10 protein-coding genes are annotated in these 12224 nt (G+C 73.8%); 7 read left to right on the top strand and 3 right to left on the bottom strand.

Annotated elements, in window-relative coordinates:
• Positions 1-228: 228 nt before the first annotated feature.
• Genes ACIRU3_RS14005 through ACIRU3_RS14015 form a run of 3 tightly spaced genes read right to left on the bottom strand, consistent with a single transcriptional unit; the run spans position 229 to position 1729 of the window.
• Positions 229-690, bottom strand: coding sequence for a GNAT family N-acetyltransferase (locus tag ACIRU3_RS14005; RefSeq protein WP_404055809.1), 462 nt, complete (start codon positions 688-690; stop codon positions 229-231).
• Positions 687-1103 carry a RidA family protein gene (locus ACIRU3_RS14010; protein ID WP_404055811.1) on the bottom strand — a complete coding sequence of 139 codons (417 nt, stop codon included), beginning with the start codon at positions 1101-1103 and terminating at the stop codon, positions 687-689. The genes ACIRU3_RS14005 and ACIRU3_RS14010 overlap by 4 nt, the downstream gene beginning before the upstream one ends.
• A complete protein-coding gene (locus ACIRU3_RS14015) occupies positions 1100-1729 on the bottom strand; it encodes a hypothetical protein (protein WP_404055813.1) in 630 nt (209 codons plus the stop codon). Before ACIRU3_RS14015 ends, ACIRU3_RS14010 begins: the two co-directional genes overlap by 4 nt.
• Before the next feature lie 132 nt (positions 1730-1861).
• Between ACIRU3_RS14015 and ACIRU3_RS14020 the strand changes: the two genes are divergently transcribed.
• From ACIRU3_RS14020 to ACIRU3_RS14050, 7 genes are all read left to right on the top strand, one after another.
• Complete coding sequence (locus tag ACIRU3_RS14020; RefSeq protein WP_404055815.1) at positions 1862-2641, top strand: nucleotidyltransferase domain-containing protein; 780 nt, start codon at positions 1862-1864, stop codon at positions 2639-2641.
• A gap of 139 nt (positions 2642-2780) precedes the next feature.
• Positions 2781-3089, top strand: coding sequence for a trypco2 family protein (locus tag ACIRU3_RS14025; protein WP_404055817.1), 309 nt, complete (start codon positions 2781-2783; stop codon positions 3087-3089).
• Between the two features lie 18 nt (positions 3090-3107).
• On the top strand, positions 3108-7061 hold the full coding sequence (locus ACIRU3_RS14030) for a trypsin-like peptidase domain-containing protein (protein ID WP_404055819.1): 3954 nt from the start codon (positions 3108-3110) through the stop codon (positions 7059-7061).
• 4 nt (positions 7062-7065) lie between these two features.
• Positions 7066-7521 carry a DUF4913 domain-containing protein gene (locus ACIRU3_RS14035; RefSeq protein WP_404055821.1) on the top strand — a complete coding sequence of 152 codons (456 nt, stop codon included), beginning with the start codon at positions 7066-7068 and terminating at the stop codon, positions 7519-7521.
• 175 nt (positions 7522-7696) lie between these two features.
• Positions 7697-9571, top strand: coding sequence for an FUSC family protein (locus ACIRU3_RS14040; protein WP_404055823.1), 1875 nt, complete (start codon positions 7697-7699; stop codon positions 9569-9571).
• A gap of 58 nt (positions 9572-9629) precedes the next feature.
• Positions 9630-10982 carry an amidohydrolase gene (locus tag ACIRU3_RS14045; RefSeq protein ID WP_404055825.1) on the top strand — a complete coding sequence of 451 codons (1353 nt, stop codon included), beginning with the start codon at positions 9630-9632 and terminating at the stop codon, positions 10980-10982.
• 20 nt (positions 10983-11002) lie between these two features.
• Positions 11003-12175 carry a cytochrome P450 gene (locus ACIRU3_RS14050; protein WP_404055827.1) on the top strand — a complete coding sequence of 391 codons (1173 nt, stop codon included), beginning with the start codon at positions 11003-11005 and terminating at the stop codon, positions 12173-12175.
• The last annotated feature ends 49 nt before the right edge of the window (positions 12176-12224 follow it).

Below are 12224 nucleotides of genomic sequence, written 5' to 3' on the forward strand. Positions count from 1 at the left end.
CTTCGCTCGGGATCCCAGTGGTCGACGGGTCGGGGGCGGTGAAGCCTGCGGAGTCGCTGGTGTCCCTGGGCCTCATGACGAGCCGGGTCGGCGGCTTCGGGAAGCCCTTGCCCAAAGGACGTTTGTGGGGGCGGCCGTCGGGGTGTCCCATGCCTCTCAGCGCCTCAGCGCCTCAGCGCCTCAGCGCCTCAGCGCCTCAGCGCCTCAGCGCCTCAGCGCCTCAGCGCCTCAGGGCCGCCACCGGTACCGTACGTCCGGCTCCCGCTCCTCGTTGCCGCTGCCGTCCGTGCGCTCTACGGCGATGAATCCGTGCCGCTCGTAGAAGCGGTGGGCGGGCCTGTTGACCTGGAAGGTCCACAGGGTGAGGCCCTCGGGGCTGCGCTCCTTGGCCAGGGAGACGAACCGGTCACCGATACCGCGGCCGCGCCACTCGGGGTCCAGGTAGAGCTGGGAGAGCAGCTCGCCGTCCAGGACCATCACGCCGACGATCCCGCCCGCTTCCCCGGCCGCGTCGGCGACCCAGGTCTCCCTCGACGGCACCACCACGTTCCGGAAATACCCCCGCACGTCGTCGTCGGTGCGGGGCCGGACGACCGTGGGCAGCGCGGCCGCGAAGGACCGCAGCCAGACGTCGGCGGCGGCACGGGCGTCCGCCGGCCCCGCCCGGCGCAGGACGACCTCGGCCGTCACCGGCCCTCCTCCTGCTCCGGCACCACGGCCGTCGCCGTGATCTCCACCAGCTGCCCGGTGTACCCGAGGCAGGCGACACCGAGCAGTGTGGACGAGTGCGGCCCCCGGCTCAGCCCCGAGGCCTCGACGACCTCCCACACCGTGGACAACACCGACGGCTCGCTGCTGACGACGTACACGTCCGTCGTCAGCACATGCTCCAGGTCGCTGCCTATGGTGAGCAGTTGCTCCCGGAGGTTGGCCACCACCTGCTCGGCCTGGCGCACCGGATCTCCCGCACCGACCACCTCTCCCTCGGCATCGAGTGGCACGGCCCCGGCGAGGAAGGCGAGCTTCGTCCCCGTCTCGACGACGGAAGCGTGGGAGTAGGTGGGCGGCGGGAACAGCCCGGGTGCGGTCACTCGCCGGATCATGGCGGCTCCTGGGGTGGTGGGAGGTCGACCTCCTGATCATCCGCGGCCCGCCCGGGCCTCCGCACCCGAATTTCCGGCTCGGCAGGAGCCGCGGCCGGCCTGCCGGGCAGGCCTCCACCTGCTTCCCTTCCGGTCTCCGCGCCTCCGCTTTCCGGTGTGGCAGGAGCCCCGGCGGGCAAGCCGGGCATGCCGCTCCCCGCCTCCCGCCGAGCCTCGGCGGCACCGTGCAGATCGGCGTCTCCGTGCAGGTCAACGCTTCCGTGCAGGTCAGCGGCACCTCTCGTCGAGTCACCGTGGCCGGCGCCGACAGCTCCCCTCCGCGCCACCGCGACCCGCGCCGACACCTCCTGCCGCCTGCGCCGTACGGCGGCCCTCGCCGCGATGGACCGTCGTACGGCGGCCGCCGCCAGGGCTCTGAACTCGGCGCTCCGCTCAGCCGCTTCGACCCGCTCCACGCGGTAGAGCCGGGTCCGTGGAGCCGAGGCGGAGTACGGATTGCCGCGCAGCAGATCGGGCTCGCCCAGCAGCCGGCGCACCAGCTCCGCGGTCCATCCCCGCGCCCGCAGCCCGGCCATCGACACATGACCGCGGCGCCCCTTCGCGCCGCCCTTCCGAACCGTCACCATGACCTCCCCCGTCGTGACAATGAGTGACGACTTCCTTGATAGCGCGCACCACTGACAATCGGGTCGCCGCCTGCCCGGCCCCCGCCCTACGCTCCCCGCACCCGCACCCGCCCTTCATCTGGAGCCCGACCCATGCCCGCGCTCTCCGACCACGACTTCCTCGCCACCACCGCAGACCGCCTCGCAGCCCTCCCCACGGTCCGGGCGGTCGCCCTCGGCGGTTCCCGGGCCCAAGGCACCCACACCCCGGACAGCGACTGGGACCTGGCCGTCTACTACCGAGGCCCCTTCGCCCCCGCCGACCTGCGCGCCCTCGGCTGGGAGGGCGAGGTGTCCGAGATCGGCGGCTGGGGCGGCGGTGTGTTCAACGGCGGAGCCTGGCTGACCATCGACGGACGCCGGGTAGACGTGCACTACCGGGATCTCGACGCGGTCGAGCACGAGCTGGCGGAGGCGGAGCGCGGGCGTTTCCGGGTGGAGCCGCTGCTGTTCCATCTCGCCGGGATTCCCAGCTACTTGATCGTGGCCGAGTTGGCTGTCAACCAGGTGCTGAGGGGCCACCTGCCCCGTCCGGAGGCCTACCCGGCCGAGCTGCGCCGGACCGCGGCCGAGCGCTGGTCCGGCACCGCACGCGCCACCCTGGCCTACGCCAAGGCCAACCATGCCCCGCACGCCCGGCTCACCGAGGTCGCGGGCGCGCTGGCCACCGCCGCCGTACAGGCCGGCCACGCGGTGCTGGCGGCGCGCGGGGAGTGGGTGACGAACGAGAAGCGGCTGCTGGACCGGGCCGGACTGCGTGCGGTCGACGACCTCATGAGGGAGGTCACCGCCCCTGAGGCGGGGTCTGTGACGACCGCGCTCATGAAGGCCGAAGACCTCTTCGGATCAGCTCTGCCGGAACAGGCTCACTGAGCCGGACCCGGGCCGGGCAACGGCCCGGCCACGTACACCGGTTCCTCGACGGGACCTGTGTCGGGTCCTCGACTCGGGTCACTGGTGCCGCGGCACGTAGGATGTGCGAGCCCGATGACATGGCGACGGAGGCTGGTACATGGCGCGCGGCGAGCACGACGAGGACTGGTTGGATCTGGCCGATGCCATCGAGGTGCTGCGAGCCCAGCTGTCCGAGGCGCAACGCCGCGGCCAGGGCTCCCAACTGCGCTTCGTGCTCGGCGAGATCACCGCGGAGTTCGAGATCGAGCTGATGCGGACGAAGAACGGCGGCGGGACGCTGCGGTTCGGCGTCGTGGAGGCCAACGCCCGCGCGGAGCGCACGGCACGGTCCACCCAGCGCGTGACCCTGCGCCTGAACCCGGAGCAGCGCGGGGGCGGGGACGTGGCCGTGGGCGACGTCGAGTAGTCGGGCGGCGATCCGATCATGGAGGAACAGGTCGTCCAGGTCCGCGGCCCGGGCTTCGGCAGCGGCTATCTGATCGCGCCGCGGCTCGTCCTGACCGCCGCGCACGTGCTGCCGCCACCACATGCACCGGGGAAGATCACCGTGTCCTTCCCGGATTCGGACACCCGGTTCCCTGTCGTGGTGCGGTGGCGACGGCACGACGAGACCGTGGATGCGGCCCTGTTGGAGATCCCGGCCGACCATCCGAACTGGCCGACGCCCGTCACGCTGCGCGGTGCCCGAGGCCGCCGCCCGCAGCGCTGGGGCCGGTGTGTGACGGGCGGGGCCGAAGTACAGGTCGCTGCCACGGGATTCCCGCGGCAGCAGCGGACGCAGGCCGGCGACCGGGGCCGGGAGACGCTGGTAGGCCGGGTCAGGCCGCACAGCGGTGCGGCCTTCGAGATCCTCGACGGCGCCGGCCTGTTGGCGTTCGACACCGCAGGAATGGATCACGAAACCGCGTCCCGGACCACCCACTGGTCCGGGATGTCGGGTGCGGCCGTCCTCCTGTCCGGCGAGAATCTGCTGCTCGGCGTGGTGCGGGCCGACCGGCGGCCGGACCGGGGCACGCGGCTGAGGTACACCCGCAGCGAGGACCTGCTCGCCTGTGACGACTTCCGCGCGGTGGTCCGCGAGGCGACCTCCGTCGACCCGCAGCCCGAACCGGCCGAGCTCGCACGGCTGTTTGAGCCTGCGCCGCCCAAGCGGGAGGTGACGTCGCCGACCATGCTGCTGCGGGCCGACGCGGAGGTGGTGTCGTTCCACGGCAGGGAGGACACGCTCGCCGCCCTGGAGCGGTGGTGTCTGACGGACCCGGACGGCGCCCCCGCCGTCCGCGTGCTCACCGCCCCGGGCGGGCAGGGCAAGACGCGGCTGGCCCGGCAGCTGATGGCGCGGATGCGGGACCGCGGCTGGGTGGCCGGTCAGGTACGCCGCAAGCCGGACGCCCTGCCGGCGCTGCGCAGCGTCCAGCACCCGCTGCTGCTGGTTGTCGACTATGCCGAGACCCGACCCGAACTGGTCAGGGAGCTGCGGGAGCAGACCGAGGACGCCGGGCATCCGGTGCGGCTGCTTCTGCTCGCACGCTCGCTCGGGTCCTGGCGGACCAGGGCCACCGGCGCCCTCCCCGAGACCCGGTTGCACGCGCTCAGCCCCGGCACCGCCGACCGGGAGCGGGCGTTCCGGACGGCCGCCCGGGACCTCTCCCGCCGTCTGGCGGAGGTGACCGGCGGGACGGACGTCGACTGGCCCGGGCTCGTGGACGTACTCCCGGCCGCCCGCCCCGGAGCGGGCTCAGGGGCCGAGACGGCACTGACCGTGCAGATGGCGGCGCTGGCCGCACTGCTGCGCCATGTGCGGACCCCCGAGCGGGACGGGGGCGCGCTGGAGGCCGAACTCCTTGAGCACGAGAAGAAGTACTGGCTGGACACCGCCGACGGGCGGGGCATGACGGCCCGGGACAAGGAACTGCTCGCACAGGCGGTGGCGGCGGCCGTACTGTGCCCCGCGCAGGAGGAACGGGAGGCACGGGAAACCATCGCCCGGCTGCTGCCCGATGAGCCGCCGCGGTTGATCGCGGACGTCACCGCCTGGCTGCGCGACCTGTATCCGCCGCCCGAGGGCCGCTACTGGGGCCGGCTGGAGCCGGACCGGCTGGCGGAGTTCCAGGCCTCCGAGCAGCTCATCGAGGAGCCCGGGCTGCTCGGGAGGCTGTTCGCCCGGGCCCCGGACCACCAGCGGGTGCAGACCCTCACCGTGCTCGCCCGGTCCGCCGTGGCCCACGCCAACGAGGGCCGCGCGCGGGAGGCGCATCAGGTTGTCGGCCGGTTGCGCGAGGCGCTGCGCGCGGTGCCCGCCGACGCACCGCTGAGCGCAGCCATGCTGCGCGCGCACTCCGACGCACTGCCGGAACAGACCCATGTGCTGCGCGAGTACGTACTCGATGTCGCCCGCGACCTGAACCGGCTGTGCAGCGCCACGGGCGACGACCCGCAGGCGCTCCGCGACCGCGCGTGGGCGTTGCACAACCTGGCCGAGCGGCACCTGGCGGTGGGCGAGTGGGAGGAGGCGCGGGCGTCGGCCGCGGACGCGGCGGCGATCCGGGAGCGGCCGGCGGCGGACGGGGCGATGACGCACCGCACGGAGTGGGCCGACTCGCTGCTGGTGCTGTCGCACGCCTCGCGCATGACAGGACACCTGGCGGATGCGCACATGGCCGGCGACCAGGCGCTGAATCTCTTCCGCGCGCTGGCTGCCGAGGACGGTGAGGAGTGGGAGAAACGCGAGCGCGGTCTGGTGCGGGCGCTCGTCAACCTGTCCCGGGTGCTCTGGTGGCTCGACCCGAGCGCGATCCGCTTCGACCAGATCGCCCAGTCCGACCAGTACACGGACGAGGCCGTCCGGCGTGCCCGCGACCTGGTGGCCGACCACCCCGATCTGGACCCGCTCCTGCTCACGGAGGCGCTGAAGGAGCGAGGCGCGAACCTCTGGCGCTTCCAGCGGCACTCGGAGGCGTTGTCGCTGAGCGAGGAGGCGGTCGAGACGTCCCGCCGGCTCGCGACGGAGAACGCGGACGCCTACGACGCCGACCTCGCCCAGGCCCTGATGGGCCTCGCGGTCGACTACGGCAACGCCTCCCGGCCACGCCGCGAGTCGATGGCGCTGGTACGGGAGGCGATCGCACTGGTGCGCCCGCGGGCCGAGGAGCTTCCCGAGGGATATCGCTCCACCCTGGCCCAGATGCTGCTCAACCTCGCCTGGGACCAGTTCGAGGACGGAGATCACGGGGCGGCGCTGGAATCCATCGGGGAGGCCATCGGGCATCGCAGGGCTCTGGCACGCGAGGGGTACGGGATCGCCGCGCCGGGTCTGGCCCAGTCGATGGGGGTGCTGGCCACGTTCCGCGCGCGTCTCGGCGACCACGAGGCGGCGGTGGGCGGACTCGAGGAGGCCCTCCGGATCTACGCGGGTGCCGAACTGCCGCTCAGCGCGAGCCAATTGAAGTCCCAGTCCGAAATCGCTCTCGACCTCGCCTACTCCTATGACGCCCTGGGCCGTTCGGCGGACGCGCTCGCCGCCCTGAACCAGGCCCTCGTCGTCCGGGACCGGTTGAGCGCGTACGCCCCCGGCCTCTACGCGGAGAGCCATGCCACCGGCCTGCACGACGGCTCCGACCTGTACCGCAGGTACGACCGGGAGGTCGCGAGGCGCATCCTGCTGCGCCAGGCGCTGCCACGGTATCGCCGGCTGTCCCGCGTCAACGCGGAAAAGCGTGAGGGGCTGGCCTTCTGCCTGCACGACCTGGGCTCCAGCTACGCGACGTCCTGGGCGACGGCCGAGCGGGCGGTTCCCGTGCTGCGGGAGGCGTACGAGGTGCGCGTGCGGCTGTCGGCCGGCCACGCGAGACATGAGGCGGGCCTGGCCGACACCTGTGCGGAGCTGGGCCATGCGCTGCTGAGCACGAGCCGCTTCTCGGATGCCGTGCGCATCGCGGAGCACGAGGTGAGCCTGCGGCGCCGACTGCTCGTCACGGACCGGGACGGTCAGGAGCGGCCCCTGTGCCACGCTCTGCTGCGGCTGGCCGACGCGCGGGCGATGGCCGGACAGAGGGCGGCGGCCTGGCGCACCGCGCTCGAGGCCGAGGAGGCCTGCGTGACACTGGCCGCTCGCCCCGGCGAACGGCCGAACTGGACCGCGTGGCTCCTGTTCCGGCTGGGCGGGACGCTGAGCCTGTGCGGCCGGCACGACGTGCGCCTGGCCGCCCGCGGGGTGGTACCGGCACGGCGCGCCGTCCGCCTCTACCGGGACCTGGTGGACCAGGACCCGCGCAGACAGTTCGACCTGAGATATGCCGTCGCCGGGCTCGCGAAGGTTCTGGACCGGATCGGCCACCACGCCGAGGCCACCGAAGTACGTCTGCGAAGAGGAGCATGACGCCATGGCATCACCGCTGAACGACGAGGAGCGGAGCGAGTCGGCCGAGGACATCCGGCGGGACGAGGGGAGCGCCGCCCGCTCGGGGGAACTGTGGTACGCCAACGTTGCCGATTTCGTCAGCGACCGCTTCATCTATCTCGTCTCGTGTCCCACTCCCGAATCCGGGCGCGTGTGGTGCCCGGAGTGGTATCGCCATGCCGAGGCCCTCTCCCGGCTCGACTCCTTGTGGCGCGCCTGGGAGAACCTGCGCTGGGACGCGGGCATGGGCATGTCGAGCTGGTGGACCCACCACGTCGACCCGCACATGCGCGCCCTGACGGACCCCCTCACCGGGCCGTTCGCCCGCTGCGCCGACGGCCACCAGAACCCTGTGCCGCTGCCGATCGAGTCACCGCCGGAGGATCTCTTCTCCGACCAGAGGCCGCCGACCGTCAGGGACCCGTTCGCCCTCGACTGAGCGCGCTCGCCGGACATTGCGTTCATAAAGAAACCGCCCGCCCCGGCACCTTTCACCTCCGCGAAACGTGATCGCCCGGTTTGCTCAGGGAACGCGATCTACCGTGGGAGGCACATCAGCCGCCCGGCCGCCGTCGTCCGAAGGCCCAGACCGCCCTCGTACGAACAGGAGCCCCGTGCCGCGCCCCGCAGCCCGTAGCCGTCCCGGCCGCCGGTCCGCCATCGTCCCGCCGCCCTGGCTCGCCCACGCCCTGCGCACCCAGCGCGGCCCCGTCCCGTGGAGTGCGGTGATCCGGGGCGGGCTCGCCGCCGGGCCGCTGCTGCTCGCCGGTGTGCTGGGCGGTCGGGTCGCCGACGGCGTCCTCGCCGCCATCGCCGCCATGCTCGCCGGCATCAACGACCGGCCCGGCAGCAGACGGGCCTCCGTCAGGCGGCTCGGCATGCCCGCGGCGGCCGGGGCTCTCGGGCTGCTCGTGGGGACGTACGCAGGGCAGCAGCTGTCCGCCCTGCCCCTGACCCTGCTCCTGACCGTGCTCGGACTGGCCGCCGGAGGCATCAGCGCCGTCGGGCCCGTCGCCTCCGCCGCCGGTACCCAGCTGCTCGTCACCGCGGCCGTCGGTGCCGGGATGCCGGCGGCCGAGAGCGGCTGGCAGCGGGCCCTCGCCTTCCTCGCCGGCGCCGGCTGGCTGCTCCTGCTGCGGCTGGTGCTGCCCACACCCGGTTCGCTCGCCGGGGACTTCCGGTTCGACGGCGAACGGGAGGCGGTCGCCGACGTGTACGACGCCGTCGCCGCGCTGCTCGATGCCGTGGGCCGGGACACCGCCGTCGCCCGCCGGGCCGCGCTCACCGCCGCACTCGACCACGCCCAGGACGCCCTTGCCGGACCCCGGCTGCGCCGGTACGCCAGTTCCGCGGCCGAGCGCCGGTTGCACGCCCAGTACGTTGCCGCGCTGCCCCTGGCCGAGGCCGCCACCGCCCTCGCCTGGGCGGGCGAGGCCGTCTCAGCGCGCGCGGCGGTGGGGCCCCGGCGGCTCGCCGCCGCGGTCCGCGGCAACACCGGCACCGGCCCGCTGCCCGCCCCCAGCCGGTCGGCACCCGCCCTGCGCGCCCTCGACGACGCTCTGTTGCGCGCCGCGGAGGTCTCCGACCGGGCCGGGAGCGACGAGCACCGGCCGCCGACCCGGCGGCGCGGCGCCAAGGCCGCGGTCCGGGCCGCTCTGGGCACCGGCGGGCGGGAGTACGGGCTGCGCGTCGCCCTCTGCTTCGGGGCCAGCGCCGCCGCGGCCCAGGCCCTGCACCACGCCCGCTGGTACGGGCAGCACGAGCACTGGTACTGGCTGCCCGCCACCGCCGTCTTCCTCGTCAAGCCCGACCTCGGGCCGCTCGCCTCCCGCGTGCTGAGCCGGGCCGCCGGCACCGTGCTCGGTGCCCTGGTGTTCGCCGGGTTCGCCGTGCTGCTGCCGCGGCCGGAGGGGCTGATCGTGCTGGTGGCGGTGTGCGGGGCGCTCGTCCCCGTCTCCACCCGGAACTTCGCCGCCCTCACCGCCGTCGTCACCGTCCTCGTGCTCGCCCTGGTCATGGCCGGCGGCGAGCCGCAGGCCTCCGTCAGCCGGATCGGCGAGACGCTCCTGGCCTGCGCGATCGTACTGATCGTCGGACATCTGCCGATGCCGGGGGAGCGGGGCGGCGGGGTACGGGCCCGGCTCGCCGTCGCCGGGAGCGCCGCCCACGCCTATCTCGTGCACGTCCTGAGCGAGTCCGGCGACCGCGCAGAACGGTGGGCGCTGCGCCGCGAGGCCTACCGCACCCTCGCCGAGGCCCGTACCGCGATCGCGCTCGCCGCCGCCGAACTGCCCGCCCTGGCCCGGCACACCGAGGGCACGGACGCCGTCGCCGCCGTCCTGGAACGTCTGGTCGACACCACCACGGCCTGCGCCGTGCACCTCGACCACACCGGCCGCCTCACCCCGCGGCACACCTGTCACCTGCAGGAGCTGCTCGACGAGTTGGAGCGGCACCGGGAGCGGGGCGGACTGCCCGCCGTGGCCTAGCGCCCGGATGCGCGGTTCGGCCCACCTCGCGGTGCGACACAGTCGTACGTTGGGGCCCATGACCGCCTCTCCCGCCGACCTGGTCGTCACCGGCTGCACCGTCCTCGTGCACGACGAGGAGGAGCGGATCGTCTTCCGCGAGGACGCCGCGCTCGTCGTCCGCGCAGGGGTGATCGAATCGGTGACCACCGCGGCCGCCGCCGCGGACCTGGTGGCCGTGGAGCGGATCGAGGCGTACGGGCAGGTCGCGATGCCCGGACTCGTCAACTGCCACACCCATGCACCGATGGTCGCCCTGCGCGGGCTCGCCGAGGACCTGCCGACCGAGGAGTGGTTCAACGACGTCGTCTGGCCCGTCGAGGCCAACCTCACCGAGCGGGACGTGGCGCTGGGTGCCCGGCTGGCCTGCGCCGAGATGATCCGCGGCGGGGTCACCTGCTTCGCCGACCACTACTTCCACATGGACGTGGTCGCCGACGTCGTCGCGGAGTGCGGGATCCGGGCCCACCTCGGCGAGGCCTACTTCTCCTCGCAGGGTCCTCAGGGCCGGGAGAAGTCGGCGGCGTTCGCGTTGCGGCGGCGGGGCACCGCCGGCGGCCGCATCACCACCGCCCTGGCTCCGCACGCCCCCTACACGGTCGCCGACGCCGACCTCACCGCCACCGCCGAACTCGCCCGCACCCACGGTCTGCCCGTCCATCTCCACGCCGCCGAGAACCGCGACCAGACCGAGACCAGCCTCGCCCGGCACGGTGTCACCCCCGTCGAGATCCTCGACCGCACCGGACTGCTGGACACCGACCTGCTCATCGCCCACGGCACCGGCATCGTCGAGCGCGACCTGCCGCTGCTGGCCCGCACGCGCGGCCGCACGGCGGTGGCGACCGCACCCCGCGGCTACCTCAGGTTCGGCTGGCCCGACACCACCCCGGTACGGTCCCTGCGCGCCATCGGCGTCCCCGTCGGACTCGCCACGGACGGCGCCGCCTCCAACAACTCCCTCGACGTGTGGGAGTCGATGGCGCTGACCTCCCTGATCCAGAAGTCCACCGAGGGCGACCCGCGCTGGCTGACCTCCCGTCAGGCCCTGCACCACGCCACCCTGCAGAGCGCCCGCGCCGTCGGACTCGGCGGCAGCGTCGGGAGCCTCGCCCCCGGCCGGCGCGCCGACATCATCCTGGTCGACCTCACCGGCCCGCACACCCAGCCGGTCCACGACCTCGCCGCCACCCTCGTGCACAGTGCCCGCTCCGCCGACGTCCGCACCACCATCGTGGACGGCCGCGTCCTGATGCGGGACCGCGAGCTGCTCACCCTCGATGTGCCCGCTGTCGTGCAGGAGTTGTCGGATCGACTGCCCTCCCTCGTGGACCGGAGCCACGGGCAGCGCATCCAGGAGTACGACACCTGAACCCCCGTAGGCTGACTGCCATGGATCACGCGGACGGCCTGCTCGACCACCCCTACGACGTCTACCGGCGCCTGCGCGACACCGCGCCCGTGCACCGCATCTCCGGACCCGACGGCGCACCGGCCTGGCTGGTCACACGCTACGACGACGTCCGCGAGGCCCTCGCCGACCCACGGCTCTCGCTCGACAAGCGGCACGCCACGGCCGGCACCCACAAGGGCTTCGCCCTGCCGCCCGCCCTCGACGCCAACCTCCTCAACATGGACCCGCCCGACCACACCCGCATCCGCCGCCTGGTCGGCCATGCCTTCACCCCGCGCCGCGTCCAGCAGCTCCGTGAGCCGATCCGGCGCACCGCCGACCAGCTCCTCGACGCCCTCGGCCCGCACGGCACCGCCGACCTCGTCGCCTCCTACGCGGCCCCGCTGCCGATCACCGTCATCTGCGACCTGCTCGGTATCCCGGAGGAGCACCGGATGGACTTCCGGGTGTGGACCGACTGCCTGGTCGCCCCCGATCCCGCGCGGCCCGAGGCCGGCAAGGGGGCGGTGGTGGCCATGCTGGGCTTCTTCACCCAGCTGCTCGCCGACAAGCGGAAGGCCCCCGCCGACGACCTGCTCTCCGCCCTCATCGCCGTCCGCGACGAGGGCGACCGGCTCGGCGAGGACGAGTTGATGTCCCTCGCCTTCCTCATCCTGTTCGCCGGGTACGAGAACACGGTGCAGCTCATCGGCAACTCCGTCCTGGCCCTGCTGCGCCACCCCGACCAGCTCGCCGCCCTGCGCAAGGACCCCGCACAGCTCACGGGCGCGGTCGAGGAGTTCGCCCGGTACGAGGGCCCTGCCCTGCTGGCCATCCGTCGCTTCCCGGTCGAGGACGTGACGATCGCCGGGGTCACCGTGCCGGCGGGGGAGACGGTCTGGGTCTCGTTGTCCGCCGCCAACCGCGACCCCGCCCGCTTCACGGACCCCGACCGCCTCGACCTGACCCGCGACGCCTCCGGCCATCTCGCCCTCGGGCACGGCATCCACTACTGCGTCGGCGCACCCCTGGCCCGCGCGGAGACGGAGATCGCCCTCGCGGCCCTGCTGGAGCGGTTCCCCGAACTGGCCCTCGCGGAAGCGGACCCGCAGTGGCGGCCGTCGCTGCGCGCCCGGGGCCTGCTGACGCTGCCGGTGCGGTACACGCGATAGGACCGGGGCGGGCGGGAGGTACCGGTCATGGAGTCGTCCGACGCGGGGC

It is taken from the genome of Streptomyces sp. NPDC101151 (assembly GCF_044768335.1).
Taxonomy (GTDB): Bacteria; Actinomycetota; Actinomycetes; order Streptomycetales; family Streptomycetaceae; genus Streptomyces.

What these genes read in the sequence shown, in the direction of transcription:
- ACIRU3_RS14010 (WP_404055811.1), bottom strand. Translation starts at nt 1,103, where the DNA reads ATGATCCGGCGAGTGACCGCACCCGGGCTGTTCCCGCCGCCCACCTAC.
- ACIRU3_RS14015 (WP_404055813.1), bottom strand. Translation starts at nt 1,729, where the DNA reads ATGGTGACGGTTCGGAAGGGCGGCGCGAAGGGGCGCCGCGGTCATGTG.
- ACIRU3_RS14020 (WP_404055815.1), top strand. Translation starts at nt 1,862, where the DNA reads ATGCCCGCGCTCTCCGACCACGACTTCCTCGCCACCACCGCAGACCGC.
- ACIRU3_RS14025 (WP_404055817.1), top strand. Translation starts at nt 2,781, where the DNA reads ATGGCGCGCGGCGAGCACGACGAGGACTGGTTGGATCTGGCCGATGCC.
- ACIRU3_RS14030 (WP_404055819.1), top strand. Translation starts at nt 3,108, where the DNA reads ATGGAGGAACAGGTCGTCCAGGTCCGCGGCCCGGGCTTCGGCAGCGGC.
- ACIRU3_RS14035 (WP_404055821.1), top strand. Translation starts at nt 7,066, where the DNA reads ATGGCATCACCGCTGAACGACGAGGAGCGGAGCGAGTCGGCCGAGGAC.
- ACIRU3_RS14045 (WP_404055825.1), top strand. Translation starts at nt 9,630, where the DNA reads ATGACCGCCTCTCCCGCCGACCTGGTCGTCACCGGCTGCACCGTCCTC.
- ACIRU3_RS14050 (WP_404055827.1), top strand. Translation starts at nt 11,003, where the DNA reads ATGGATCACGCGGACGGCCTGCTCGACCACCCCTACGACGTCTACCGG.